Annotated in this window: 28 protein-coding genes, 2 pseudogenes and 1 riboswitch; of the genes and pseudogenes, 18 read left to right on the forward strand and 12 right to left on the reverse strand. The window is 58.4% G+C overall.

What is annotated here, in order from left to right:
* Positions 1 to 12: 12 nt before the first annotated feature.
* The 3 genes from AKU94_RS08905 to AKU94_RS08915 all read right to left on the reverse strand — a co-directional run bounded on the left by AKU94_RS08905 (position 13) and on the right by AKU94_RS08915 (position 1,947).
* Positions 13 to 1,047 carry a YeeE/YedE family protein gene (locus AKU94_RS08905; RefSeq protein ID WP_050526934.1) on the reverse strand — a complete coding sequence of 345 codons (1,035 nt, stop codon included), beginning with the start codon at positions 1,045 to 1,047 and terminating at the stop codon, positions 13 to 15.
* A 26-nt stretch (positions 1,048 to 1,073) separates the two neighbouring features.
* Positions 1,074 to 1,358, reverse strand: coding sequence for an ArsR/SmtB family transcription factor (locus AKU94_RS08910; protein WP_232295738.1), 285 nt, complete (start codon positions 1,356 to 1,358; stop codon positions 1,074 to 1,076).
* Positions 1,359 to 1,536: 178 nt separating this feature from the next.
* Entirely contained in the window at positions 1,537 to 1,947 is a 411-nt protein-coding gene (locus AKU94_RS08915; RefSeq protein ID WP_232295732.1) for a thioredoxin domain-containing protein, read from the reverse strand.
* Between the two features lie 130 nt (positions 1,948 to 2,077).
* Between AKU94_RS08915 and AKU94_RS08920 the strand changes: the two genes are divergently transcribed.
* The 13 genes from AKU94_RS08920 to AKU94_RS08980 all read left to right on the forward strand — a co-directional run bounded on the left by AKU94_RS08920 (position 2,078) and on the right by AKU94_RS08980 (position 13,264).
* On the forward strand, positions 2,078 to 2,815 hold the full coding sequence (locus AKU94_RS08920) for a cytochrome c biogenesis CcdA family protein (protein WP_050526935.1): 738 nt from the start codon (positions 2,078 to 2,080) through the stop codon (positions 2,813 to 2,815).
* 14 nt (positions 2,816 to 2,829) lie between these two features.
* Entirely contained in the window at positions 2,830 to 3,393 is a 564-nt protein-coding gene (locus AKU94_RS08925; RefSeq protein ID WP_050526936.1) for a SoxW family protein, read from the forward strand.
* A gap of 114 nt (positions 3,394 to 3,507) precedes the next feature.
* Positions 3,508 to 3,981 carry a sulfur oxidation c-type cytochrome SoxX gene (gene soxX / locus AKU94_RS08930; protein ID WP_050526937.1) on the forward strand — a complete coding sequence of 158 codons (474 nt, stop codon included), beginning with the start codon at positions 3,508 to 3,510 and terminating at the stop codon, positions 3,979 to 3,981.
* Positions 3,982 to 4,030: 49 nt separating this feature from the next.
* A complete protein-coding gene (gene soxY, locus AKU94_RS08935) occupies positions 4,031 to 4,450 on the forward strand; it encodes a thiosulfate oxidation carrier protein SoxY (RefSeq protein ID WP_050526938.1) in 420 nt (139 codons plus the stop codon).
* 17 nt (positions 4,451 to 4,467) lie between these two features.
* Entirely contained in the window at positions 4,468 to 4,797 is a 330-nt protein-coding gene (soxZ, locus tag AKU94_RS08940; protein WP_050526939.1) for a thiosulfate oxidation carrier complex protein SoxZ, read from the forward strand.
* 31 nt (positions 4,798 to 4,828) lie between these two features.
* A complete protein-coding gene (soxA, locus tag AKU94_RS08945; RefSeq protein WP_050526940.1) occupies positions 4,829 to 5,689 on the forward strand; it encodes a sulfur oxidation c-type cytochrome SoxA in 861 nt (286 codons plus the stop codon).
* A gap of 117 nt (positions 5,690 to 5,806) precedes the next feature.
* The gene (gene soxB, locus AKU94_RS08950) at positions 5,807 to 7,498 is read left to right on the forward strand and encodes a thiosulfohydrolase SoxB (RefSeq protein ID WP_050526941.1); all 1,692 of its coding nucleotides are present in this window, start codon (positions 5,807 to 5,809) and stop codon (positions 7,496 to 7,498) included.
* A gap of 27 nt (positions 7,499 to 7,525) precedes the next feature.
* Entirely contained in the window at positions 7,526 to 8,791 is a 1,266-nt protein-coding gene (gene soxC / locus AKU94_RS08955) for a sulfite dehydrogenase (RefSeq protein WP_050526942.1), read from the forward strand.
* Positions 8,775 to 9,800, forward strand: coding sequence for a c-type cytochrome (locus AKU94_RS08960; protein WP_050526943.1), 1,026 nt, complete (start codon positions 8,775 to 8,777; stop codon positions 9,798 to 9,800). Before soxC ends, AKU94_RS08960 begins: the two co-directional genes overlap by 17 nt.
* Position 9,801: 1 nt before the next feature.
* Positions 9,802 to 10,110 carry a c-type cytochrome gene (locus AKU94_RS08965; RefSeq protein ID WP_050526944.1) on the forward strand — a complete coding sequence of 103 codons (309 nt, stop codon included), beginning with the start codon at positions 9,802 to 9,804 and terminating at the stop codon, positions 10,108 to 10,110.
* A gap of 30 nt (positions 10,111 to 10,140) precedes the next feature.
* Positions 10,141 to 11,397: an NAD(P)/FAD-dependent oxidoreductase gene (locus AKU94_RS08970; protein ID WP_050527123.1), complete on the forward strand. Its 1,257-nt coding sequence runs from the start codon at positions 10,141 to 10,143 to the stop codon at positions 11,395 to 11,397.
* A gap of 37 nt (positions 11,398 to 11,434) precedes the next feature.
* A complete protein-coding gene (locus AKU94_RS08975; protein WP_083445013.1) occupies positions 11,435 to 12,322 on the forward strand; it encodes an MBL fold metallo-hydrolase in 888 nt (295 codons plus the stop codon).
* Between the two features lie 3 nt (positions 12,323 to 12,325).
* The gene (locus AKU94_RS08980) at positions 12,326 to 13,264 is read left to right on the forward strand and encodes an MBL fold metallo-hydrolase (RefSeq protein ID WP_050526945.1); all 939 of its coding nucleotides are present in this window, start codon (positions 12,326 to 12,328) and stop codon (positions 13,262 to 13,264) included.
* A gap of 44 nt (positions 13,265 to 13,308) precedes the next feature.
* On the opposite strand, the gene AKU94_RS08985 is transcribed toward AKU94_RS08980, so the two are convergent.
* The 4 genes and pseudogenes from AKU94_RS08985 to AKU94_RS09000 all read right to left on the reverse strand — a co-directional run bounded on the left by AKU94_RS08985 (position 13,309) and on the right by AKU94_RS09000 (position 16,301).
* Positions 13,309 to 13,752, reverse strand: a complete 444-nt coding sequence (locus tag AKU94_RS08985; protein ID WP_050526946.1) for a 6,7-dimethyl-8-ribityllumazine synthase — start codon at positions 13,750 to 13,752, stop codon at positions 13,309 to 13,311.
* Between the two features lie 63 nt (positions 13,753 to 13,815).
* Positions 13,816 to 13,941: riboswitch (FMN riboswitch) on the reverse strand.
* Between the two features lie 45 nt (positions 13,942 to 13,986).
* On the reverse strand, positions 13,987 to 14,634 hold the full coding sequence (locus tag AKU94_RS08990; RefSeq protein ID WP_050526947.1) for a pseudouridine synthase: 648 nt from the start codon (positions 14,632 to 14,634) through the stop codon (positions 13,987 to 13,989).
* A 41-nt stretch (positions 14,635 to 14,675) separates the two neighbouring features.
* On the reverse strand, positions 14,676 to 15,131 hold the full coding sequence (locus AKU94_RS08995; RefSeq protein ID WP_050526948.1) for a GAF domain-containing protein: 456 nt from the start codon (positions 15,129 to 15,131) through the stop codon (positions 14,676 to 14,678).
* Positions 15,124 to 16,301 (reverse strand): annotated as a pseudogene (locus tag AKU94_RS09000) (thiolase family protein). The gene AKU94_RS08995 and the pseudogene AKU94_RS09000 overlap by 8 nt, the downstream one beginning before the upstream one ends.
* 88 nt (positions 16,302 to 16,389) lie before the next feature.
* Here AKU94_RS09000 and AKU94_RS09005 point away from each other — a divergent pair.
* The 3 genes from AKU94_RS09005 to AKU94_RS09015 all read left to right on the forward strand — a co-directional run bounded on the left by AKU94_RS09005 (position 16,390) and on the right by AKU94_RS09015 (position 18,830).
* The gene (locus AKU94_RS09005) at positions 16,390 to 16,725 is read left to right on the forward strand and encodes an STAS domain-containing protein (RefSeq protein WP_050526949.1); all 336 of its coding nucleotides are present in this window, start codon (positions 16,390 to 16,392) and stop codon (positions 16,723 to 16,725) included.
* A 39-nt stretch (positions 16,726 to 16,764) separates the two neighbouring features.
* On the forward strand, positions 16,765 to 17,169 hold the full coding sequence (locus AKU94_RS09010) for an ATP-binding protein (RefSeq protein ID WP_050526950.1): 405 nt from the start codon (positions 16,765 to 16,767) through the stop codon (positions 17,167 to 17,169).
* An 83-nt stretch (positions 17,170 to 17,252) separates the two neighbouring features.
* Positions 17,253 to 18,830, forward strand: coding sequence for a gamma-glutamyltransferase family protein (locus AKU94_RS09015; protein ID WP_050526951.1), 1,578 nt, complete (start codon positions 17,253 to 17,255; stop codon positions 18,828 to 18,830).
* A 15-nt stretch (positions 18,831 to 18,845) separates the two neighbouring features.
* On the opposite strand, the gene aroC is transcribed toward AKU94_RS09015, so the two are convergent.
* Both aroC and pheS read right to left on the reverse strand, forming a co-directional pair.
* Positions 18,846 to 19,946 (reverse strand): chorismate synthase, encoded by a 1,101-nt coding sequence (gene aroC / locus AKU94_RS09020; protein WP_050526952.1) that lies wholly within the window; start codon positions 19,944 to 19,946, stop codon positions 18,846 to 18,848.
* Positions 19,943 to 21,018: pseudogene (pheS, locus tag AKU94_RS09025) on the reverse strand (phenylalanine--tRNA ligase subunit alpha). Before pheS ends, aroC begins: the two are co-directional and overlap by 4 nt.
* Positions 21,019 to 21,324: 306 nt before the next feature.
* Here pheS and AKU94_RS20375 point away from each other — a divergent pair.
* Together AKU94_RS20375 and AKU94_RS20380 are read left to right on the forward strand one after the other, a co-directional pair.
* Complete coding sequence (locus AKU94_RS20375) at positions 21,325 to 22,884, forward strand: hypothetical protein (protein WP_232295733.1); 1,560 nt, start codon at positions 21,325 to 21,327, stop codon at positions 22,882 to 22,884.
* 78 nt (positions 22,885 to 22,962) lie between these two features.
* Entirely contained in the window at positions 22,963 to 23,706 is a 744-nt protein-coding gene (locus AKU94_RS20380) for a hypothetical protein (protein WP_232295734.1), read from the forward strand.
* Positions 23,707 to 23,823: 117 nt separating this feature from the next.
* Here the strand turns inward: AKU94_RS20380 and rplT are convergent, their stop codons facing one another.
* The 3 genes from rplT to pyk all read right to left on the reverse strand — a co-directional run bounded on the left by rplT (position 23,824) and on the right by pyk (position 26,124).
* Positions 23,824 to 24,213 (reverse strand): 50S ribosomal protein L20, encoded by a 390-nt coding sequence (rplT, locus tag AKU94_RS09035; protein WP_050526953.1) that lies wholly within the window; start codon positions 24,211 to 24,213, stop codon positions 23,824 to 23,826.
* A gap of 12 nt (positions 24,214 to 24,225) precedes the next feature.
* Positions 24,226 to 24,426, reverse strand: a complete 201-nt coding sequence (gene rpmI / locus AKU94_RS09040; protein WP_050527125.1) for a 50S ribosomal protein L35 — start codon at positions 24,424 to 24,426, stop codon at positions 24,226 to 24,228.
* 249 nt (positions 24,427 to 24,675) lie between these two features.
* Positions 24,676 to 26,124: a pyruvate kinase gene (pyk, locus tag AKU94_RS09045; RefSeq protein WP_050526954.1), complete on the reverse strand. Its 1,449-nt coding sequence runs from the start codon at positions 26,122 to 26,124 to the stop codon at positions 24,676 to 24,678.
* Between the last annotated feature and the right edge of the window lie 23 nt (positions 26,125 to 26,147).

Genomic DNA, 26,147 nt, shown 5'->3' on the forward strand with positions numbered 1-26,147 from the left:
GGCAAAGCCCCCCTATTCCGGCTGGAACCCGCCGATCAAGCGGCGCAGCCCGAACATTGCCCCCAATGCAATCGCGGCCAATGTCACCGGCCCGGACCACGCCAGCGTGGCAAAGGCCGAAACCCCTTGCCCCACCGAACACCCCAGCGCCGTCACACCGCCCACGCCCATCATCGCAGCGCCCGAGACCTGACGGCCCAATTCGCGCGGGTCCTCACAGGCCTCCCAGCGGAACAGCCCGCGCCAAAGCGACCCGGCCAAAGCACCCAGCATCACCCCGCAAACCGTCCCCACCGAAAAGGAAATCCCGCCGGCGGTAGAGGTCATCAGCCAGATCAGCGTCCGGCCAAGCGGTGCGGTGAAGGACAACCCTTCAACCTGCACCGCGCCAAAGCTTTCATCCGCAAGCCATGTCGTCGCTGCAAAGGACCAGACCACAGCCGCCCCCGCCGCCACGCCCCACATCAACTGTCGCGGTGATCCGCGCAGGCCCGGATGCGCCAATGCCCAGATCAACAGGCCAAGCGACACCACCCCCGCCGTAATCAATGGCGGCATCCCCAAGGTATGGGTAATCCCCTGCGGGCCGGTCGCATCCATTTGCGGAAACAGCGCGTCACGCATCGGGGCCAAGGGGCCGGACAGCGCGACAAAGGCAAAAATCCCCATCACAACGACCACGACAAGCGACCGCAAATCCCCACCGCCAAACCGCACCAGCGCGCCAAAGCCACAGTTCCCCGCCATCGCCATCCCATAGCCAAACAACAACCCGCCCGCGATAGAGGCCAGCGGATTCCACGCGATCTGATGGTAAAACGTACCGCCGATGTCGATCATCCCCGCAGCAGCCGCCAGATGGGTGCCAAAAATCGCCACGGCCAGAACCACACCCCAAAGCCGCAAGCGACGCTGATCTTCACCATAAAGCGCCGATTCCAGCGCGCCTAACGTACAGAAATCCCCCAAGCGTGCCGAAAGCCCCAGCACCACACCGGCAATCAAACCTGCCAAGGCTGCCCAAACGCCAAATGGTATCTCTTCCATGTCACAGCCCCTTTAACATGCGGGGCTCAGCCCGGTTTGCAAAACATATCATAGACAAGGGCCACGGCCCGGGTGACTTTGGGATCATGCAGAGAATAAAAAATCGCCTTGCCATCACGCCTTGCAGAAACCAGCCCCTCCAGCCGCAACCGCGCAAGCTGCTGGCTTACGGCCGCTTGGCGCGACGAGAGCAAGCCTTCCAGCTCTGTCACGCTTTTTGGCCCCGATGACAGGTGGCACAAGATCATCAAGCGCCCCTCATGCGCCAGCGCCTTCAGAAAATTGGCCGCCTCATAGGCGTTCTCCAGCATTTTCTCAGGCGGGATCGCGGCGCAGGTGGCGTCCTGCGCTTGGGTATCGTCTGATCTCGCTGTGTCAGATGGCACGCCTTGCATTCCTCATCCGCGGGCCCTTATTTGTCATGGGCCGTTATTTCCTGTTGTGCTTATTGCACATGCCAAGACAGCTTCGCAAAGAAAACCGCCACAGTTACTCCAACGTCGCCCCGGCCTTTTCCAGCATATCTGCCAGAAGGACCCAAAAGAATTCATCCCCCGCATAGCCCTCAAGTCGGCCCACTTCCTGACCGTCTTTGATCAGCACAAAGGTTGGCGTAAAGGCAGCGCGGCGGGTGAATGTAACCCCCTCGGGGATCGGGTCGCGCAGATCGATCCGTTGCAGGGGCGCGGCGCGGCCTTCGGCGGTCAGCGGATAGGCCTCACCCACCTCTTCATTCCAACGCTCACAATAGATGCAGCCCGCCTGTTCCACCATATAAAGCGTGAAATCCTGCGCCCAAGCCGCACTGCCGACCGCGCCAAGGCCCAGCGCCAGGGCCAGGGCAAGCGTCATCACGACATGGTGGAGGCGGGAAAGAAAAAGTCGCGCAGGGATGAGCATGATTGACGGCCTGTTAAAATATATTCACATTGTAATATGAATCATCACTGGCGCAAGCCCCTTCGGGGGGACCGCCCCTGTCGCCTGCAGGGGGCTGTTATGTCAAGGATCGGTCTGGGAGAGGTCAGATATGTTTGAGATCAGTTACGGCGGGGCGGCCTTGGCCGGTATATTAAGCTTTCTATCGCCCTGCATTTTGCCGATGGTGCCGTTTTACCTGTCCTATATGGCGGGCATCTCGATGCAGGAATTGCGCGGCGACGGTGAAATCGCGCCCGGTGCGCAAAAACGGTTGGTGGGATCGGCGATTGCCTTTGCGCTTGGGGTGACCTCGATCTTTGTGCTTTTGGGCTTGGGGGCGACGGCGCTTGGCACCGCGTTCATCCAGTGGAAAGAGCAGCTTTCCTATGTCGCGGCGGCGGTACTGTTTGTGTTTGGCCTGCATTTTCTGGGCGTCATCAAGGTGCCGTTCCTGTACCGAGAGGCGCGGATCGAGGCGAAAACAGAACCCTCCAGCCTGATAGGCGCCTATGTGATGGGGCTTGCTTTCGGCTTTGGCTGGACACCTTGCGTAGGCCCGGCCCTGGCTGCGATCCTGTTCATGGCCTCGGGATCGGGGGATCTGTGGCAAGGCGGTGGCTTGTTGCTGGTTTACGGGCTGTCGATGACCTTGCCCTTTGTGATTGCCGCATTTTTCGCCAAGCCGTTTCTGGCCTGGGTCGGGCGCAACCGCAAATATCTTGGCCATGTGGAAAAGATCATGGGGGCGATGCTGGTGCTCTTTGCCATCCTCATCGCGACCAATTCAGTGAATTATATCGCCGATTTCATGATCCGGCATTTTGACTGGTCCGCCACGCTTAAATAAATCAGGAGGATTTTATGACCCGCATTTTCGCCACGCTTGCAACCTTGCTTGCCCTTGCCCTGCCGGTTTCGGCGGCCGAATTGGGTGATGACGGGCTGCATAAGCCCGAATGGCTGCGCGATACCTTCAAGGATCTACGTGACGATCTGGCCGAGGCAAATGCCGAAGGCAAGCGCCTGTTGGTAATCTGGGAACAGCGCGGCTGCATCTATTGCAGCAAGATGCATGAAGAGGTCTTTCCCGACCCCGCCATCAATGGGCTGATCCGCGATAACTATTTTGTGGTCCAGTTGAACCTTTTTGGCGATGTCGAGGTGACCGATTTTGACGGCACCGCCCTGCCGGAAAAAGAAATGGCACAGCGCTGGGGCGTGGTCTTTACCCCCACAATGATGTTCTTCCCCCAAGAGGTGACAGAGGGCCAAACCGCACAGCAGGCGGCCATCGTCTCTATGCCCGGAGCATTTGGCAAGGGCACAACTGGCGCTCTTTTGACTTGGGTCAAAGACAAAGAGTACGAATCCGGCGAACACTTTCAGAAGTATCTTGCCCGCACACTGGTTGTTCCAGGCCAGTAACACCTTGCTTTGCAACCGTGATTGCGAAGATATGCAATAATTTAAATATCATTATTGCGCAAAGCGCCAAGCTTGGTCTATCCTTGGATTCGGAGGAAACAGGGAGGACTTCGAATGAAGCGCCAAATTTTATTTGGTATGGCTGCTGCTGTGTTTTGCGCAGGCGCTGTCACAGCTCAGACTGCGCCGGCTGACGTGGAATTCACGGATGGCGCAATTACACAATCATTGTCCGGCAATCCCGGCAACCCGGAGGAGGGCAAGCGGGTCTTTAGCACGGCCGCCTTGGGCAACTGTGTGGCGTGCCATGCGGCCGAGATCACCAAGGATATTCCCTTTCCAGGTGATGTGGGTCCCGCCCTTGATGGTGCCGCAGACCGCTGGACCGAAGCCCAGCTTCGTGGTCTTGTCGGCAATGCCAAAATGACCTTCGAAGGGACGGTCATGCCGGCCTTTTACAAATCATCCGGCTATATCCGCCCCGGTGACGACTACACCGGCAAGGCGGGCGCAGAGCCGCTTGCACCGATCCTTAACGCCCAGCAGGTCGAAGACGTTGTCGCCTATCTGCTGACGTTCAAAGAATAACCCAACACCCCTGTCCGGCACGATCCGGACGTGACTGAGGAGTGAAAAGATGAACTTTTCCAGAAGAGAAGCCCTGGCGCTGGCCTTGGGAAGCGTGGCCGCCGCCGCGATCCCCTCGCTTGCACTGGCAAGCGTTGACGAGGCTGTTGCGGCCTTTACCGGTGGTGCCGAGGTTGGCACCGGACCCGGCGTTACCCTGACCGCCCCGGAAATCGCGGAAAACGGCAATACGGTTCCCGTATCTGTTGATGCCCCCGATGCCGTCGCCATTCTGGTGCTGGCCGCCGGCAACCCGACCCCTGCGGTCGCAACCTTCAAGTTTGGCGAATTGGCAGGGGCGCATATGGCCTCGACCCGTATTCGTCTGTCCCAGACACAAGACGTGATCGCCATTGCCCAGCTGGCAGATGGCAGTTTCGTACGCGCGTCTTCGGAAGTGAAAGTCACCATCGGCGGCTGCGGCGGCTGATTTAGGGAGATATTGACATGGCAGATAATGTAAAACCCCGCGTAAAAGTGCCGAAATCAGCTAAGGCTGGCGAAGCGATTGTACTGAAAACGCTGATCAGCCACCCGATGGAATCCGGTCAGCGCAAGGACAAGGAAGGCGCTGTTATCCCGCGGTCCATCATCAACCGTTTCACTTGCGACTTTAACGGCAAGAACGTGATTGACGCGACGCTGGAACCAGCAATTTCCACGAACCCCTATATCGAGTTCGAGGCCGTGGTTCCCGAAGCGGGTGAATTCAAGTTCACTTGGTATGATGATGACGGCTCTGTCTATGAAGAGAGCAAGTCAATCGAAATCGCCTGATTTCCGCAGCCACATAGAGGGAGGAGACAATATGAAGCCGCGGAGAATCAAGACGGCACTAGCCGCAACCGCACTCTTTGGCCTTGCCTTAACCGGCATGGCCATCGCAGACCCGGTCGATGACAAGCTCGTCATCGACGGTGTCGAAATCAAGACCACAGCCGAGGCGCCAGCCCATCTTGACGGTGCGCTGCCAGAACTGATTTCCGGTTGGCATTTCCGTGATACCGAAACCCGCGCCATGCAGGCCGATGATTTCGACAATCCCGGCATGATCTTTGTGGATCGCGGGCTTGATACATGGAACGCTGTTGACGGGACCGAGGGGAAGTCCTGCGCGTCTTGTCATGAAGGCCCCGAAAGCATGGCGGGCCTGCGCCCTGTCATTCCGCGCGTCGATGCGGAAACCGGCAAGCTGATGAATATAGAGGCTTACGTCAACAACTGCCGCACCACCCGTATGGGTGCCGAGGCATGGAACCCCAAAGGCGGTGACATGACGGATATGATGGCGCTGATCTCGCTGCAATCGCGCGGCGAATTGGTGAATGTGGCCATCGACGGTCCTGCCGCCCCGTTCTATGAATTGGGCAAGGAAATCTACTATACTCGTTATGGCCAGTTGGAGCTGTCTTGCGCCAATTGCCATGAGGATAACAACGGCAACTACATCCGTTCGGATCACCTGTCGCAAGGCCATACAAATGGCTTCCCTCTGTACCGTTTGAAAGATGCAGGGCTTGTGACCGCTCAGGGTCGCTTTGTCGGTTGTGTGCGTGATACCCGCGCCGAAACCTTTGCGATCGGTTCGGATGAATTCAACGCGCTTGAGCTCTATGTCGCATCGCGTGGCAATGGTTTGGCCGTCGAAGGCGTTGGCGTTCGTCACTAAACGCGCCGGGCGCCTTTGATCGGGGCGCCCGGACTCTTGAAACCAGTTAAAACCCGAAACGACCTTCCCGCCTTTTGGGCGCTTGGCTTGGTCATGTCTGTTTGAAAGGATCACCCTATGATCTCTCGGCGCGAGTTTCTTCAGGCCTCGGTGGCCGCATCCGCCCTTTATGGCGCATCTGGCGTTGGCAATTGGTCCCGTCTTGCAGCACAGCAGGCCTTGACCCAAGACCAGCTTTTGCAGTTTGACGCCTTTGGCAATGTCACGCTGATCCATATCACCGATATCCACGCCCAGCTCAAACCGATCTGGTTCCGCGAGCCGGAGATCAATATCGGTGTGGGCGATGTCAAAGGTATCCCGCCCCATATCACCGGCATGGATTTCATCAAGGAGTTCAACCTGCAACCCGGCAGCGCTGAGGCCTATGCCCTGACCCATGAAGATTTCATCGCCCTTGGCAAGACCTATGGCAAAATGGGCGGCATGGACCGTGTGGCGACGGTCGTCAAATCCATCCGCGCCGAGCGCCCCGAGGCGATTATTCTGGACGGTGGTGATACATGGCATGGCTCCATGACCTCACTTTTGACCAAGGGTCAGGATGTGGTCAATGTGATGAACAAACTTGGCGTCGAGGCGATGACCTCGCATTGGGAATGGACCTTGGGCACTGAGCGCGTGAAGGAAATCGTCGACGCGTTGCCCTTCCCATTCCTTGGGCAGAATATCTTTGATGCCGAATGGGATGAACCCGCCTTTGAGCCCTACACTTGGTTTGAGCGTGGCGGCGCGAAAATTGCCGTTATCGGGCAAGCCTTCCCCTATATGCCGATCGCCAACCCCGGCTGGATGTTCCCTGAATACAGCTTTGGCATCCGTGATGAGCGTATGCAGGAAATGGTCGAAGAGGTGCGCGCTGCGGGGGCCGATCTGGTTGTTGTGCTGTCGCATAACGGCTTTGACGTGGACCGCAAGATGGCGTCGCGCGTCAAAGGTATCGACGTAATCCTGACCGGCCACACCCATGATGCGATCCCCGAGCCGGTGCTGGTCGGTGAAACCATCCTTATCGCCTCGGGCAGCCACGGGAAATATGTGTCCCGCGTCGATCTGGATGTGCGTGACGGCAAGATGATGGGTTTCCGCCACAAGCTGATCCCGATTTTCGCGGATGTGATTACGCCCGATGCCGAGATGGCCGCGCTGATCGACGCCGAACGCGCGCCCTTCAAGGACCAGCTGGAAGAGGTGATCGGCAAGACCGAAAGCCTGCTCTACCGTCGTGGCAATTTCAACGGCACATGGGATGACCTGATCTGCGATGCCATGCTGTCAGAGCGTGACGCCGAGATCGCCATGTCCCCCGGTGTGCGCTGGGGTGCCAGCGTGATGCCCGGCGAAAACATCACCCGTGAGGATATCCACAACGCCACCTCCATGACCTATCCCAACTGTTACCGCACCGAGATGACGGGGGAGTTCCTGAATGTCGTGCTGGAGGATGTGGCCGACAACCTGTTCAACACCGACCCCTATTACCAGCAGGGCGGCGATATGGTGCGGGTCGGCGGTCTTGGCTATTCCATCGATGTCTCCAAGCCCATCGGCAGCCGGATCTCCAATATGACCCTGCTGAAAACCGGCGAGGCGATTGACCCTGCGCGGACCTATATCGTGGCCGGCTGGGCATCAGTGAATGAAGGCACCGAAGGCCCGCCGATCTGGGATGTGGTCGAGGACCATATCCGCAAGATCGGCACCGTCAAACTTGATCCCAATACCTCGGTCGATGTGACCGGCGTCTAAACCCAACCGCTTCAGAAAGGTTTCGTCATGACAAACGAACCCACCAACGGCACAACCCGCCGCGGCTTTCTGGCCGCAAGTGCTGCGACAGGCACCGCCTTTGTCGCGGGCGGCGCGGCTGCACAAATCCCCGATCCCCTGATTACCGAGGTACAGGAATGGGCCTCCGGCCTTGGCCTTGGCGTCGATGATGCGCCCTACGGCATGCCCATTCGTTTTGAGGGGGACGTGGTGCGGCGCAATGTGGAATGGCTGACGGCGGATGTGATCTCCTCGATCAACTTCACGCCAATCCACGCGCTGGATGGCACGATCACACCGCAGGGCTGCGCATTCGAGCGCCACCACTCCGGCGCGATAGAGCTGGCCAAGGAAGATTACCGGCTGATGATCAACGGGCTGGTCGAGACGCCCTTGATCTTCACCTATGAGGACTTGGAACGCTTTCCCCGCGTCACCCGCACCTGTTTTCTGGAATGCGCGGCAAATTCGGGGATGGAATGGGCCGGCGCACAGCTTAACGGGTCGCAATTCACCCACGGCATGATCCATAATATGGAATATACCGGCGTCACCCTGCGCACATTGCTGGATGAGGCGGGCATCAAGCCCGAAGGGAACTGGCTTTATGTCGAGGGGGCCGATGCATCATCGAACGGGCGGTCGATCCCAATGGAAAAGGCGCTGGACGATTGCATGATCGCCTTCAAGGCCAATGGTGAGGCCCTGCGGATGGAGCATGGCTATCCGGTGCGGCTGGTCGTTCCGGGCTGGGAGGGCAACCTCTGGGTCAAATGGCTGCGCCGGATGGAAGTGACCGATGCCCCGGTGGAAAGCCGTGAGGAAACCTCGAAATACACCGATACGATGGAAAACGGCACCTCGCGCAAATGGACATGGGTGATGGATGCGAAATCCGTGATCACCGCCCCAAGCCCGCAAATGCCGATCAAGCACGGCCATGGTCCCCTGGTTATCACCGGGCTGGCATGGTCGGGGCGCGGTGCGGTTACGGGCGTTGATGTCTCGGTCGACGGGGGCAAGACATGGGCCAAGGCGCGGCTTGCCGCACCGGGGCAGGAGATGGCCTTGACCCGTTTCTATTTCGATTACAACTGGCAGGGCGAAGAGATGCTGTTGCAATCACGTGTCACCGACAGCACCGGCTATGTGCAACCGACCAAGGCGCAGCTGCGCGAAGTGCGTGGGCTCAACTCTGTCTATCACAACAATGCTATTCAAACCTGGTGGGTCAAAACCAATGGGGAGGCTGAAAATGTCGAAGTTTCTTAATCTCGCGCTGGCTGCAAGCCTGCTCGCAACCCCCGCCATGGCGGATAAACTGGGCCTTGGCCGTGCCGCCCTGCCCGAGGAAGTCGCCGCCTGGGACAAGGATGTGCGCCCCGACGGCAAGGGCCTTCCTGTCGGGTCCGGCGATGCGCTGGTGGGGGAGGAAATCTTTGCCGATCAATGCGCCTCTTGCCACGGTGATTTTGCCGAGGGCATCGACAACTGGCCGAAACTTGCGGGCGGTATGAATACGCTGGACCGCAAGGACCCGCTGAAAACCGTGGGCAGCTATTGGCCGCATGTGTCAACCGTTTGGGATTACGTCAACCGCTCCATGCCCTTTGGCGCGGCGCAAACCCTGGCGCCCGATGACGTCTATGCCATCGTCGCCTATATCCTTTATTCCAACGATCTGATTGAGGATGATTTCGTTCTGTCGCATGAAAACCTTGCGGATTTTGAGCTGCCAAATGCGGGCGGGTTCTTCCTCGATGATCGGGAAACCACGGAATATCCGCAATTCTCGGCACCCGCCTGCATGGAAAACTGCAAGGAGAGCGTTGAGATTACCATGCATGCGACCGTGCTGGACGTCACACCAAATGACCTGACCGATGACGCGCCGGTTGAAGAAGCCGAAGCACCTGCCCAAGCACCCGCACCAGAGCCGGTTGTCGAAGCGACTGTTGACCCCGCCCTGATCGCAGCCGGCGAAAAGGTGTTCAAGAAATGCGCCGCCTGCCATCAGGTTGGTGAGGGCGCCAAGCACCGTGTCGGCCCGACCCTGAACGGGATGATCAACCGCACGGCCGGCACTGTTGACGGGTTCAAATATTCCGACTCTATGCTTGAGGCGGGCGCGGGCGGTATGATCTGGGATGATGCCACCCTGCATGCCTATCTTGAAAAGCCGCGCGACGTCGTGCCCAAAACCAAGATGTCCTTTGCCGGTCTTAAAAAATCCGAAGACCGGGACGCCGTCATCGCCTATCTCGCAAGTTTCGGGGAATAACATGGGACGGGGGGCGCGTTTCCTCCTGTCTGTTCTCGCGGCGCTTCCCGGTGGCGCCGCGGCACAGCCCCTTGGCGATGCGGAGTACGGAGAGTACCTTTCGGCAGAATGCACCACCTGCCACCAGCGCGATGGATCGTTTGACGGGATCCCTTCCATCACCCGCTGGCCCACAAAGGAATTTACAGCCGCCATGCTTGCCTATCGGGCCAAACAGCGGCCCCATCCGGTGATGCAGATGGTGGCTGCCCGCCTGTCGGATGAGGAAATCGCCGCACTTGCCGCCTATTACGCCACAATCGAAAACTGACGGGCGCAAACTGAAACGGGAGGATTTATGATCGCACTAAACAGACGCTTATTCATTGGCACGCTGACAGCAACCCTCACCGCGCCGATGGTAATCGCCCGAACCCGCCCGCGTGTGGTCATCATCGGCGGGGGGGCAGGCGGGGCCACAATCGCGCGCTACTTGGCCAAGGACAGCAAAGGTGCGCTGGATGTGGTGTTGGTGGAGCCGACCCGCACCTATTACACCTGCTTTTTCTCCAACCTCTTTCTGGGCGGGTTTCGCGAGTATAAAAGCCTTGGCCACGGCTATGGCACATTGGCCGCAGAGTACGGCGTCAACGTCGTGCATGATTTCGCAACTGGCGTGGACCGCGACGCCAAAGCGGTCACGCTCGCCTCGGGGGTGGTCATGCCCTATGATCGTTTGGTGCTGTCGCCCGGCATTGATTTTGTCGAAGGCTCGGTTCCCGGATGGTCGCTGGCGGCGCAAAATGCCATGCCCCATGCCTATAAGGGCGGCAGCCAGACACAGCTTTTAAAGGCGCAACTGGCCGCGATGCCCGAAGGCGGCACCTTTGCCATGGTCGCACCACCCAACCCCTACCGCTGCCCGCCCGGCCCTTATGAACGGATCTCGATGGTCGCGCATTATCTGAAGTCCCATAACCCGACGGCCAAGATCCTGATCCTCGACCCCAAGGAGGGCTATTCCAAACAGGCGTTGTTCGAGGAGGGCTGGGACAGGCATTACCCCGGCATGATCACCCGCATCGGTCCCGATATGGGCGGTAACATGCTGAAGGTTCGCCCCGACGCGATGGAGGTTGTGGTGGACGGTGAGGTTGAAAAAGTCGATGTCTGCAACGTCATCCCCGCACAGCGCGCGGGCAATATCGCCAGCCTTGCGGATGTGACCGAGGGCGGATGGGCGCCTGTCCAGGCCGACAGCATGCTGTCGAAAACGGATACGAATATCTATGTTCTGGGCGATGCCACCAATCAGGCGGATATGCCGAAATCGGCCTTTTCCGCGAATTCACAGGCCAAAGTCGCGGCCAATCATATCCGCGGCGCGCTGACCGGATCAAAGGTATTTCCGGCCAGATATTCCAACACCTGCTGGTCTTTGATCGCGCCCGATGACGGTGTGAAAGTCGGTGCCAGCTATGCGCCGACGCCTGAAAAAATCGCCTCGGTGCAAGGCTTTATCAGCCAGCGGGGCGAAGATGATGCCCTTCGCAAAGCCACCTATGAGGAAAGCCTTGGTTGGTATGCGGGCATCACCGCCGATATGTTCGGCGCGTAACCGTGCGCTGCCAACCCATCTGCTGAAAGGGACCCCTATGAAACGACGTGACTTTATGGCGCTTTCCGTCGCCGCCCTTACCCTGCCACGCGCAGGCTTTGCCGCCAGCACGATGACCCTGCCGGACGCAAAGCTGACGATGCTGTCGGATGGTAACCTTACCCTGCCGGGCGATTTCGTGCTGGCCGGACTGGACGCGACCGAGGCGGCCGGCATCCGCCAAAAGTTCAACCTTGATCCCGACAGCTACACCCCGCCCTGCAACCTCACGCTTTATCAGGATGGCACGCGTAATGTGCTGTTCGATGTGGGGGCCGGCCCCGACTTCATGCCCTCGGCGGGCAAGCTGGAGGCCGCGCTGGCGGCCGCGGGTCTTTCGCATGATGATATCACCCATGTCGTTTTCACCCATGCGCATCCCGATCACCTGTGGGGGCTTTTGGATGATTTTGACGACCCGAAATTTGCCAATGCCGAATATCTTATGGGCCGTGCCGAGTTCGACTATTGGATGGACCCGAACACCGTCCATACCATCGGCGATGCCCGCGCCAGCTTTGCCGTGGGGGCGGCCCGCAGGTTGGAGGTTATTGCCGATCAGTTGCAGTTCTTTGCGGATGGCGAAGAGCCGCTGGCCGGTATCACCGCACGTCTGACCCCCGGCCACACACCCGGCCATATGGCGTTTATCCTTGGCGGTAAGGTCTTGGTGACGGGGGATGCCATCTCCAACGATCATCTGGCATTTTTGCGTCCCGATGCGGCGTCACCCTCGGATCAGGATCCCGATCTGGCGGCCGCAACGCGGGTCTCACTGCTTGATCAGATCACCGCGGATCAGCTTGTCATCGCAGGGTTCCACCTGCCCGGCGGTTTGGGCCATGCCACCCGTGACGGCGACAGCTACACCTATATCGAAGGATAAATCATGCGTTTTCTTGCCCTTTTCCTGCTTGCGACACCCGCCTTTGCGTCCGAGGATATCCCCGACCAATACCCGCAATCGGTGCTTTATTCCAAACCGGTCGAGGTGATCCCCCATGTGTTTTCCGCCATTGGTGCCACTGCTCCGCCCACCTATGAAAACGCGGGTCATAACAACAACCTGTCGTTTATCGTCACCGGCGACGGCGTGGTCGTGGTCAATTCCGGCGCGTCCTACCTTTTGGCCAAAGCCCTGCATGGCGAGATCAAAACCGTCACCGATCAGCCAGTCAAACTGGTGATCAATGAGAACGGCCAAGGCCACGCGATGCTGGGCAATAACTACTGGATCGATCAAGGCGTGCCTGTTCTGGCGCACGCCGATGCCGCCGCCGAATTTGCCGATACCGCAGGGCAATCCATGGCCGGCCTGCAAAGCTATGCGCTGGAAAATGCCGAAGGGACCGTCCCGATGGGCCCGACAGAGACCTTTACCGACCGCCGCGACATCACCATGGGGAATTTCCAGATTGAGGTGCTCCACCTCGGCCCTGCCCATTCCGCCGGTGACATTCAGGTGTGGTTGCCCGAACAGGGCCTGATGATCGCGGGCGATATCGCCTTCCACGAACGCATGCCGCCGATTTTTCAAGGCACCTGCACAAGCTGCTGGATCGAGACATGGGAAGGCCCGCTGACCGATCTGTCACCGACCTATGTCATCCCCGGCCATGGCCATCCGACCAATTTTGCCCAGGTGACCCGCTATACCCGTGATTATCTGGTGCATCTGCGTTCGGTAATCGGCGCGCATATCGACAATGGCGGTGACCTTACGGATGCCTATTATGTTGACCAATCCGCCTATCGCCATCTCGATACGTTTGAGGAGCTGGCCACCAAAAACGCGGGCGTCGTCTATGAGGAAATGGAATTCGAATAGGCGGTCACGCCCCCCGATTTACACCGTAACGGGGGGCGGGCCGATCAACCGTCCAAATCAATCGCCGCAACAGCAAGCACGGCCTGCGCGGCCTCAGCCCCTTTTTTAACAAAGTGCTGGGTGAAGAATGAGATGTGTTCATCCGTGGGTTGGAAATGATGCGGCGTCAGGGATACCGAGAACACAGGCACGCCCGTTTCCAACTGCACATCCATCAACCCGGTGACCACAGCGGCGGCGACAAAATCATGCCGGTAGAGGCCCCCATCCACCACCAAAGCCGCACAAACCACGGCGTCATAGCCACCCTTTTGCGCCAGACGTTTCGCCAAGAGCGGCATCTCAAACGCGCCGGGCACGTCAAAGGGCACAATATCGGCGGCCTGCCCTGCGGCCTTCATTTCATCCGCAAAGCCGGTCAGCGCCTGATCGACGATGCCCGCGTGCCAACGTGCTTTGATAAAAGCGATTTTCAATGTCTTAATCATAGGAACCTTCCCGTTTCATGTCAGGCCCCCAAGGCGCGATCGGGGCGGTAAAACCACCCCAACCGTTGTTCCTTCCATCCGGACTATACCGTCGGCCCCGGAATCTCACCGGATCTGCTGACCCCTTTGAAAAGGGCGCTCGCGGGCTATACCGCCGGTGGGGAATTTCACCCCGCCCCGAGAACATCGTGAACTTAGAACCAAGCAAACCGGCATGCAAGATTGCTTGGCCCCCTAAAACGGGCAGGGCGCAGAGAAATTCATCGCAGCCTCGGTTTCGGGGTGGCGGATTTTCAAGCTGTCGGCATGAAGCATCAAACGCGGGAAATCCGCCGCCGCACCCGTCGCATAAAGCGGATCGCCCAAGATCGGGTGCCCTATCGCCTGCATATGCACCCGCAGCTGATGGCTGCGACCGGTTTGCGGGGTCAGCTTCATCCGGGTTTCGCCATTGCCGCGCTTCAGCGCCCGCCAATCGGTGATCGAGGGTTTTCCCGTCTCAAAATTCACATGCTGGCGCGGGCGGTTGGGCCAATCCACGATCAAGGGCAGGTCGACGCGGCCGGTATCCTCGGCCACCTCGCCCCAAACCCGTGCGAGGTAAATCTTCTTGGTCAGCCGTTTTTCGAACTGCTGGCCCAGAAACCCCTGTGCCGCCTTGGTGCGCCCGAAAATCATCACGCCGGATGTATCGAGATCCAACCGATGCACCAGCAAGATATCGGGATAGACCTCTCGCAGTCGGCCGATCAGGCAATCCTGCCGGTCCTCCCCGCGCCCCGGCACCGACAAAAGCCCCGAGGGCTTATCCGCCACCACGATGTGTTCATCCGCGAACAGCACGGAAAGCGGGGTGTCGGGGGGGGTGTAGATAAATCTCATACGGGCCTGTTATCGCAGCGCTTTGCCATGGGCAATCACGCTTATTCCGCCCCTTCAAAAAGTAGCGCCATCAGCTTGGTCAGCGCGTCCACATCGGTTTGGGTAAAGGCGTCGGGGGTGTTGCTATCAAGATCCAGCACCCCCAGCAATTTCCCCGCGCCGCTCCACACCGGCAGGACCAGCTCCGATCTGGTTGACGACGCGCAGGCGATATGGCCCGGGAACGCCTCTACATCCGGGACAAGCTGCGCCTGCCCCAAGCGCGCCGCCGCCCCGCACACCCCCTTGGAGAACGGGATGACAAGGCAGCCGTGACCGCCTTGATAGGGCCCGATTTTCAAGACCTCCGGTTCCGTCACGCGGTAAAACCCCGTCCAATCAGACATCTCATGCGCGTGATGCAATTCGCACGCAATCGTAGCCATCAGTGCAACAGCATCGGTTTCGCCGTGGCACAGGGACGTCAGCGTTTTGGTCAGCTCGGCGTAATCAGGCATCGGGGCGTTCAATCGCGATGGCTGTGCCCTCACCCCCGCCGATGCAGATCGCAGCGATTCCACGTTTGAGGCCGCGGTGTTCCATCGCATGAAGCAAAGTCACGATGATCCGCGCACCCGAGGCGCCGATGGGATGACCCAAAGCACAAGCACCGCCATTCACATTCACCTTGTCATGCGGGATCTCCAGCTCACGCATAAAGGCCATAGGGACAACGGCAAAGGCCTCGTTCACCTCCCAAAGATCAACGCTTTGCGCGTCCCACCCCAAAGATTTCAACAGCTTGCGCGCAGCAGGCACCGGCGCTGTCGGAAAATCACAAGGCGCATGGGCATGGCTGGCATGGCCGCGGATATAGGCGCGAACCGGCAGGGAATGTGTCTGTGCCGCGTCCTCGGATGCAATCAAAAGCGCCGCCGCCCCATCCGAGATAGAGGAAGAATTGGCCGCCGTCACCGTCCCGTCCTTGCGGAATGCGGGCTTTAGCGTGGGGATCTTTTCGGGGCGGGCCTTGCTTGGTTGCTCATCCGCGCTGATGGTGATGTCGCCCTTGCGGGTGGTCACGGTAAAGGGCGCAATCTCGGTGGTCAGCGCGCCCGAATTCTGCGCCTCCAATGCACGGCTAAGCGAGGCAAGCGCATAGGCGTCCTGATCCTCACGGGTGAACCCGATGGCTGCGCGCAATCCTCGGCAAAGGTGCCCATCAGGCGGCCCTTGTCATAGGCATCCTCCAGCCCGTCAAGGAACATATGGTCAAGGGTGGTGCCATGGCCCAACCGCGCACCGCTGCGCATTTTGGGCAAAAGATAGGGCGCCTCGGTCATGCTCTCCATGCCGCCTGCCACCATGACCTGCGTCTGGCCCAGCGCGACCTGATCATGCGCCACCATCGCCGCCTTCATCCCCGAGCCGCACATCTTGTTCAGCGTAGTCGCCGGAACCGCATCGGATAGCCCCGCCGCAAAGCCTGCCTGCCGCGCGGGGGCCTGACCCTGCCCCGCCGGCAAAACGCAGCCCATCAACAGCTCCTCAACCAATGCCGGATCAGCGTTTCCAAGGGCGGCACGAATGGCAGCCCCGCCCAATTGCGCGGCCGGAACACCCGAGAAAACACCCTGAAACCCGCCCATCGCCGTGCGCGCCGCACCTGCTATAACAACTTTATGCATTTCTGATCCCTAGTCGAAATTTAGTTACCGAATGCTAACCACTCGTAACTTACGGTGCCAAGAGGAAATTTGTGAAGGAACCGTTTCGATGAACATAACCGCCAAGGCCCATGAGGACCTGATCCTTGTTACAGTAGGCGAAGACCGGATCGATGCCGCCTGCGCCATCCAGTTCAAAGAACGTATGCGCGAATTGACACAAGCGCCATCCTCTCGCGTGATCCTAGATCTCTCCACTGTCGCGTTTCTGGACAGCTCTGGCCTTGGCGCTGTGGTGGCGGTGATGAAACTGCTGGGGCCTGACCGTAAACTCGAACTTTCCGGGCTGACACCAACCGTGGCCAAAGTTTTCCATCTGACACGCATGGACACCGTGTTTACAATTCATCCCAGTTTGCCAGACGGACTCCAAAAAGCCGGCTAATATGGGGAACACGGCATTTGCCTAAACGACAAGGATGTTATGGAATTGGTGTTTGATAGTAATCTGGACGCCGTGCGCGGCGGTCTTGCTGATTTGCTGGACAGCGGTCCCCTTTGCGCAATGGAGGCGGACGCTCGTGGCACAGCAGAAATCGTCTTGGCAGAGGTGTTCAATAATGTGGTTGAACACGCCTATGCTACACGTCAAGGGCGGATAAAGGTCTGTCTGAAAAACCATCCTGACGGAGTTTTGGTAACTGTTATTGACAGTGGCAGCCCCTTTCCCCAGCAGCAATTGCCACAGGGCCTGCTTCCGGAAATCAACGCATGGGACGATCTGCCCGAAGGTGGGTTTGGCTGGTATCTGATCCGCTCTCAAGTCCGACATCTAAGCTATCAGCGTGAGGGAAAACACAACCGTCTGACATTCTGCCTTCCGTATTGAACCGCGTATTGGGTGCTGCACCTTGCGCAGACCACAACATTCAGCTTTCATAGGTTAGGAACATTGCTCGCTGGGGGTAAATAATGCGCGATTTTCAAAGGCCTGGACGCTCGGCCGTATATGCTGCGAACGGAATGTGCGCAACGTCACACCCATTGGCGGCAAGTGCAGCAATCGACATTCTGAAGGCTGGCGGCAACGCGATGGATGCTGCGATTGCCGGCGCGGTATTGCTGGGATTTTGTGAGCCGCAAATGACAGGCCTGGGCGGGGATTGTTTTGTATTGTTCAAACCAGCGGGGGGGGAAACCGTTCACGCGATGAACGGTTCAGGCCGTGCGCCCATGGGGCTAAACGCCGCCAATCTCCGCGCACGCGGGCTGACCACGATGCCGCTTTATGCCGTAGAGGCCGTTACCCTTCCCGGTGCTGTCGATGCTTTTTGCCAGCTTTCCGCCGATTGGGGCCACATCGGGCTGGCCGACACCCTCGCCCCGGCCATCCATTACGCCGAAGAGGGGGTTCCCGTCGCACCCCGCGTTGCCAAGGACTGGGCCGAGGCCGAACATTTGCTGCAAGGTCGCGCCCGCGAGACCCTGCTTTTGAACGGCAAAGCTCTGACGCTGGGCCAAACCTTCCGCGCACCGGGTCAGGCCGGGGTGCTGCGCCGTATCGCTGCCCAAGGGCGCGCCGGTTTTTATGAGGGCGAAGTGGCACAGGATATGGTCGACTCTTTGCGCGCCCTCGGCGGCACCCATACGCTTGATGATTTCGCCGCGACCAAATGCGCCTATGTCGAGCCGGTCTCTGGCCCCTATAAGAATGTGGATCTGCTGGAGCATCCGCCAAACGGTCAGGGTGCCACCGCGATTCTTCTGCTCAATATCCTGTCGCATTTCGATATATCCGCGATGGATCCCTTTGGTGCGGATCGCGCCCATATTGAGGCTGAGGCGACGAAACTTGCCTATGATGCCCGCAACCGCTTTTTGGCCGATCCTGACCATACGAGGCGCTTGGCCCATATGCTCGCCCCTGAAACAGCATCCAGACTGGCCGCGCTCATTGATCCTAAACGGGCTATGGCAGCCGCCGCGCCGCTTACGGAATCGGTGCATAAGGACACGATCTATATCACCGTGGTGGATAAGGATCGCATGGCGGTATCCTTGATCTACTCGGTCTATCACAGTTTTGGCGCCTGCCTTGCCAGCGACCGTTTCGGCATCAATTTTCAAAACCGCGGTGCCGGTTTTACGCTTGAGCAGGGCCACCCGAATGAGGCCGCAGGCGGCAAGCGCCCGATGCACACCATCATCCCCGGCATGATCGCCGAAGGCGGCCGCGTCACCACACCCTTTGGCGTGATGGGTGGGGCATATCAGCCAACGGGCCATGCGCGCTTTGTCTCGAATACCGTTGATTTCGGAATGGATCTGCAAAGTGCTATGGATGCGCCACGTTGCTTTTCCGGCGTCCATGGCATGGAGGTAGAGCGCGGCTATTCCGACGCGGTTCGTGCCGATCTGGCTGCGCGGGGACATAAGGTCATCACAGCGGACACACCGCTTGGTGGCTCTCAGGCGGTCAGACTACACGCGGACGGGCTGCTCGAAGGGGCATCCGATCCGCGCAAGGACGGCTGCGCCTTGGGCTATTGACGGGCGAGCGGCCCCTTAGCCGACCTGCCCGCGAATGCCACCGGTTTGCCCACGGTCCATCAGGAAATGGTCCAGCAAAACACAGGCCATCATCGCTTCACCCACCGGAACCGCGCGGATACCGACGCAAGGATCATGGCGACCCTTGGTGATCAGCTCAACCTCCTCACCGGCGGTCGTGATCGTCTGGCGTGGCGTCAAAATCGACGATGTCGGCTTGACCGAGAAACGCACCACAACATCTTGCCCAGTAGAAATGCCGCCCAAAATGCCGCCAGCATGGTTTGATGAAAACTCCGGCCCGTTCGGCCCCATGCGGATCTCATCGGCATTCTCCACACCAGTCAACGCGGCGGCATCCATCCCCTCACCAATCTCAACCCCTTTGACCGCATTGATCGACATCATCGCAGCGGCCAGTTCGGTATCCAGCTTGGCATAGACCGGCGCGCCGAGGCCGGGCACCATGCCGCGTGCCGTCACCTCGATCACCGCGCCAACGGAATTATGGCTGCGGCGTAACCCGTCCAGATATTCCGCCCAATCATTTGCGGCTTGGGCGTCCGGCACCCAAAACGGGTTTTCCCCGATCTGGTCCCAGTCAAACCGCGCGCGGTCAATCTTATGCGGGCCCATCTGCACCATATAACCGGTTATGCTGAGCCCCGGCACCAAAGCGGCCAGCGCCGCCCGTGCCACGCCACCCGCCGCCACCCGCGCCGCCGTTTCCCGCGCCGAGGACCGCCCCCCGCCACGCGGATCGCGCAGCCCGTATTTCTGATGATAGGAAATATCGGCATGGCCGGGGCGGAACTTTTGCAAGATATCGCCGTAATCCTTGGAGCGTTGATCTGTATTTTCAATCATCAACTGGATCGGCGTGCCGGTCGTGCGCCCCTCATAAACCCCTGAAAGGATCCGCACCTGATCCGCCTCTTGCCGCTGTGTGGTAAATTTATTCTGACCGGGTTTACGCTTGTCCAACCACGGCTGGATATCTGCCTCGGTCAAATCGACACCGGGGGGGCAGCCATCAACAGTGGCCCCCAAGGCCGGCCCGTGGCTTTCGCCCCAAGTTGTTACGCGAAACAGGTGGCCAAAACTGTTGAAGCTCATGCCACGCCGCCCGCCAATTCCGGCACATTCAGCGCGGCAAAGCCGTAGTGGCGTAGCCAGCGCAGGTCGGATTCGAAAAATGCGCGCAGGTCGGGAATGCCGTATTTCAGCATCGCCAGCCGGTCGATCCCCATGCCAAAGGCAAAGCCCTGCCATTTGTCAGGGTCCACCCCTGCCGCGCGCAGAACTTTGGGATGGACCATACCAGAGCCCAGAACCTCCATCCAGCCGTCGCCTTCACCGATGCGCAGCTGGCCGTTGACCCAGGAACATTGGATATCCACCTCGGCCGAAGGCTCGGTGAAGGGAAAGTGCGAGGCGCGGAAACGGGTTTTGACCGGCTTGCCAAAGAAAGCAGAGAAGAACTCTTCCAGCACCCACTTCAGGTTCGCCATCGAAATATCCTTACCGATCACCAAACCTTCGATCTGATGGAACATCGGCGAATGGGTCTGATCCATATCCATCCGGTAGACGCGGCCGGGGCAAATGATCCGGATCGGCGCACCTTGATCCAGCATAGAGCGGATCTGAACCGGGCTGGTGTGGGTGCGCAAAACATGGGGCGGGCGATCATCACCCTCGGCGCGTTCATGAAAAACGTATCATGTTCCTGCCGCGCGGGGTGTTCCGGCGGGATATTGAGCGCGTCAAAGTTGTACCAATCCGATTCCACCTGTGGCCCTTCGGCCACGGCAAAGCCCATATCGGCAAAAATCGCGGTCAATTCCTCAGTCACCTGGGAAACCGGATGGATGGTGCCAGCGGGGCGCGGGCGCGCGGGCATGGTTACATCCAGCCACTCCGTGCGCAGCCGCGCATCAAGGGCAGCATCGGCCATCGCTGCTTTTTTCGCACGCAGGGCTGTGTCAATCTCATCCTTCAGGGCGTTCAGGGCCGCGCCGAATGTGCTGCGATCTTCTGGCGACATGCCGCCCAGTTCACGCATTTTCAGGCTGATCTCACCCTTTTTGCCCAAGGCAGCAAGGCGCACCTCTTCCAGCGCCGCCTCATCAGCCGCCTGCCCTACGGCAGTCAGGTATTTACCCTTCAGATCATCAAGCGCGCTCATCGTCAGCCTCCGAAATTCTTTGCGTTGTTGCTAGCGATGCAGGCCCCCAAATGCAAGACTGCCCACCACGCAATAAAAAAGGCCCCGCGGTTTTAAACCTGACGCATTCCGGCTTTTGGGACACGAAAATAGCGCCTGCTGAGATTTATCTCGGCAGGCGCTTGTTTTTTATGGATTATTCACTTTTACAATGCACTGAGCGGTGAGGGACTTCTGTCCCGCAGCAACACTTTTCAAAAAAAGTGCGATCAGCATTTCTTGTTTAGAGAGAATGGCCAACATCTTTGTTGGCTTACGGAGGCCATCTTGACACAACGCCGGAAGGGCAAACTAATGGTCAAGAGCATTCCTCAGCTTTCGCTGAAAGCAATATACCCACATCCAACACCACAAATCAACATGAACACCTGCGGTGATATTGACTGCGGGAACTACGGTGTTGCACCAAACTTTTCTCTTCCAGTCTTCAAAGGAAGTGGGGCCGCACAAAGGAAGCTGCTTGCTTCGGTCAAGATACCTGCGCTCGCGATGGGACTGGGTGGGTATTCACTTACAAGCGATAGCAAAAAGAGCACGATCTCCAAGGCATTTGAGTATCAAAACGACCCAAGAGCCTGGGACGATGGAAGGGAGATCGAGTGCCACCACCAAAAGGGGAATGGTGAATGCGGTATAGAGTTCAACATTATGTCCAACGAACTTTTGCTCGAAGAAATCGACAGATTGCGAACGCAAAACGGAATCCTGGAGGGTCCTAAGTGCGGTCATTGCGGCACGCGTTATCTCGACAGACCGGATGAGTTTGTATTCAACGGCGCACACGGCAAGTTGGCTCCTGAGGGAAACAGGCGCAAAGAGAAAGCCGCAGGATTTAGGATGATCCACAAGCCCTGCAAGGGAAAGCCGGGCGCACGGATTTCAACAACACTCGATCACCAAGGCCAGAAGAAGCAGCATGACAATGTTCGACTACTGAGAGCTTTGGTTAATGGCGCGAGCATCAACGATCTTGCGCGGCTGCTCTCCGACCCAGACACCGGCAAAAAATGCGGCGTTAGCAGAATATACAGTCGTATTTTCTGGCTTGAAAAGACAATGCTTGCTTTTGAACAGGCCAAGTTGCGCGAATGGAAAAGCAAGCAAGAGGAAACAGGACGCTTCATTCACACGCGGATCGCCCACGACGATGTTCTTATTTCGATCAATTGGGAAAGCCGCCAGGATCGCCGCCTGACACCCCTGACCTGCTCCGTAAGTGCCGATATCCGCAGTGGCTATGTTTTCAGGATTGATGCCAACTTTGATACCAGAGTTGATCCCGCATCGTTCTTTGAAGATCATTACATTGACGGAAATGGGCAACCAAAGAATATCCGGCAGCACTATACCAGGAAGTCTTCTGGCAAGGTAGTGAGCGCCCCAAAACTGCATTTCCAGCGACCCAGTGGCCGGTTCGATGAGGCAGCATTCTTTGCGAGTGCGGAGGGAAGCTGGCGTGTTTTCTCTGACCGTATTGAGCGCGCCTACGAAGACGATATCGCCGCAGGATTGGCATTGCCGCCAGACATCCAAGGAAAGCTGGACGATGCGCGTGATCGATGCGAGCTTCTTGATCAAATCCGCAATGGATATTTCGGGTTTGGCGATGTCGATCGCGACTTTCGGGGAAGTTTTAAGGGTATTATCGTCAAGCCGACCTACACGAAAGCCGCCCATCTCGCGTGTATACAAGAAATGTTGCCTGTTGGTAAAATCACCCTCGTCGGTGAGCGCGAAGCGGCAATGGGCCGCGTTGTGCCACACATCTTTCGCGATATGATTCAGGCCGACTTGTTCGAATGGTTGGTGATCGCGTTCGACAAGTAAGCATCCACGCCGAAGAGCCAAAGTCGTATCAAGAAGTTTGAGGAGGCATTCGAAGTCTTCGCAAGTCAGGAGATGGCTGTGGCGGGTAAGGAAATCCCCAGATACGAGCTTCTCCGCCGCTACTGTTCCAATCACTTGGAGCCCGCTGTTAAATGGGATCGACAAGGAAATGCTTTGTCCTTTGCCAGTGCCAACTTCAAGTCTGCGCAGTTCCCGCAGTTTTGGGCAGCATCACCGGTGCAGCACTTTGGCGAAACAGAGAAGGTGGTTGGTTTTCCCATCATCAGGGAAAAGTATCGCAAGGCACTTCGGCGGGTAGGGTTCGACCAAGACATCACGGATATCGATCTACGAGATGCGCTCGCGCGGCGCGTGCTTTATACAACGATCCAGCCGGTTTCCTCATTTATGAACTCGCTGCGAACACGCATCAGCCCCACCAAAAGAGCCGGCGGCAAATCCGCAAGAAATGGCCCAAGCTATATAAACGGCGCTGTATTCAATCCGGCAGTTCTGGTCGCAATCCTCAACATCTATCGGGTGTATTATAACTGGTTCGAGGCGCGGCAATATGTCGGGCCCGGATCTGCGGGCAAAGCAACCTCAAATGTTGAGATGGGACTCTCCTCGGTGCGTGTTCCGGGGTCGCTTGAGGTCGTTCAGGTCCCAAAGCGTCGATCAACTGCGCCGGTGATGCGAACACCTGCGATGCGCCTTGGTGCCGCTGACGAAAAGGACAAGGCACCAGACCCTCGCCGGGTGCTCTATCGCCCGTGGTTGTTCCACGGCACACCCCTGTGGCGAAAGTTCGAAACGCGATGATAGCCCGTATTCGTCAAGAGGCCCCTGCGAAAAACTTCGCAGGGGCCTCTCTATGTCCCGGATCCCGGAATGCGTCAGTTTTAAACCGGCAGGGCCTTTAAAAACATATCGCTTTGATCAAGCAGCGGCTTTGGCAGCTTCCGACTTGTCATAAGCAGCCTTGGCGGATGCGGCGATGGCGTTAAACGCCTCCGGCTCATTCACTGCCAGATCGGCCAGAACCTTGCGGTCCACCTCGATACCCGACAGCATCAAACCATTGATGAAACGGGAGTAAGTGAACTGGGCATCAAACAAACGCACAGCCGCGTTGATCCGCTGGATCCACAGCGCGCGGAAGTTGCGCTTGCGGTTTTTGCGGTCGCGTGTGGCGTATTGGTTGGCTTTATCAACCGCCTGCGTTGCAGTGCGGAAGTTGGTGCTGCGCGCGGCATAATAGCCTTTGGCAGCTTTGATCACCTTACGGTGGCGGGCGTGGGTAACGACGCCAGATTTTACGCGGGACATCTTTGGCTCTCCTTACCGGTTATAGGGCATGTATTTTTTAACGATCTTCGTATCCGCATCACACAGGATCATAGTCCCGGCCGTGTCGCGAATGAATTTCGTTGTACGCTTGATCATGCCGTGGCGCTTGCCGGCGTGGCCGGCCTTTACCTTACCGGTTGCGGTGAAGCGAAAGCGCTTCTTGGCCGCAGATTTGGTTTTCATCTTGGGCATTTCCATCTCCTTGATTTGAGCGGTTAACACGCGACTCGGCATGCCACTTACGGCCGGTCACGCAGTAATAGAGCGGCGGATATAGGCCGGACTGCCCCTGAACGCAAGCCAAAACCTATCGAGATCAACGGCCCGTCGCATTACGGAATAAATCGGGAATGTTGAGGGCAAAAGCACGCGGGCCGATAACAAGATAGGCCCGCGATATTGGATCAGGAATAACATCGTCGTTACAGAAATGTCAGGGGATCATTCCGCCTCGGAGGAATAGATCAACCGTTCATCACAGGGCGCCACCCGCAAAATATTGGTGGTACCCGGAACGTTGAACGGCACACCGGCGGTGACCACGATCTGCTCGGCCTCTTGGGCGAAACCTGCGCTGCGCGCCGCACGCACAGCGGCCAGGACAGCCCCCTTGAAGCGGCCCTGCGGCTCGGTAATCACGCAATGCGCGCCCCATGTCATGGTCAGGCGGCGTGCGGTGCGAACCAAGGGCGTCAGCGCGATGATCGGCGTGCGCGGGCGTTCGCGCGCCACAAGGCTTGCCGTGGTGCCCGATTGCGTAAAGCAGCAGATTGCCTTGATGTCCGTCGTTTCCGCGATTTCGCGTGCCGCTGATACGATCGCATCAGCCACAGTTGTTTTATGCGCCTGACGGCTGGACTCAATCACTTCGCGGTAAATCTTGTCGGATTCGACGCTGATCGCCACGTTGCTCATCGTGGTCACCGCCTCAACCGGATAATGCCCCGCCGCCGATTCCGCCGAGAGCATGACCGCATCGGCACCCTCATAAATCGCGGTCGCCACATCAGAGACTTCGGCACGGGTCGGCACCGGCGATTCGATCATCGATTCCAGCATCTGTGTGGCCACAATCACCGGTTTGGCCGCCGCGCGCGCACGCCGCACAAGACGTTTCTGGATCGGCGGCACGGCATGCACCGGCAGTTCAACCCCCAGATCACCGCGCGCAACCATGATTCCATCCGAGACCGCCAGAATCGAATCATAGGACTTCACAGCGGCAGGCTTTTCGATCTTGGACAGGATCGCAGCACGGCCCCGCGCCAGCTCTCGTGCCTCAAGAACATCCTCGGCACGCTGCACAAAGGAAAGCGCCAGCCAGTCCACGCCCATCTCACAGGCAAATTCCAGATCGGCGCGGTCCTTGTCGGAGAGCGCGGCCAAGGGCAGCAGCACATCCGGCACATTCACGCCCTTGCGGTTGGAAATCACGCCGCCCACCACAACGGTGCAATTTGCGTGATCCTTGCCACAGCTATCCACCGTCAACTTGATCTTGCCGTCATTGACCAACAGTGTTGAACCCGGCTCCAGCGCAAGAAAAATCTCGGGGTGCGGCAGGTTTACGCGGTTCACATCACCGGGGGCATCATCCAGATCCATGCGGAAGGATGCGCCCTCGACCAGCTCTTCGCCACCCTCTTTGGCAAAGACGCCGACACGCAGCTTTGGACCCTGAAGGTCGGCCAGCACACAAATCGGACGGCCGAGATCGGCCTCGATTTTGCGGATAATGTCATAGCGCGCGCGCTGTTCGTCATGTGTGCCATGGCTCATGTTCAGGCGAAAGACATCTGCCCCGGCTTCAAACAAAGCGCGAATGGTTTCATAGGTGGAAGAGGATGGGCCGAGCGTGGCCACGATCTTTACATTGCGAAGGCGTCTCATGCGTGCCACGTTCCTGTCGTTTG

Origin of the sequence: Pseudorhodobacter aquimaris (genome assembly GCF_001202025.1) — a bacterium.
Taxonomy (GTDB): domain Bacteria; phylum Pseudomonadota; class Alphaproteobacteria; order Rhodobacterales; family Rhodobacteraceae; genus Pseudorhodobacter; species Pseudorhodobacter aquimaris.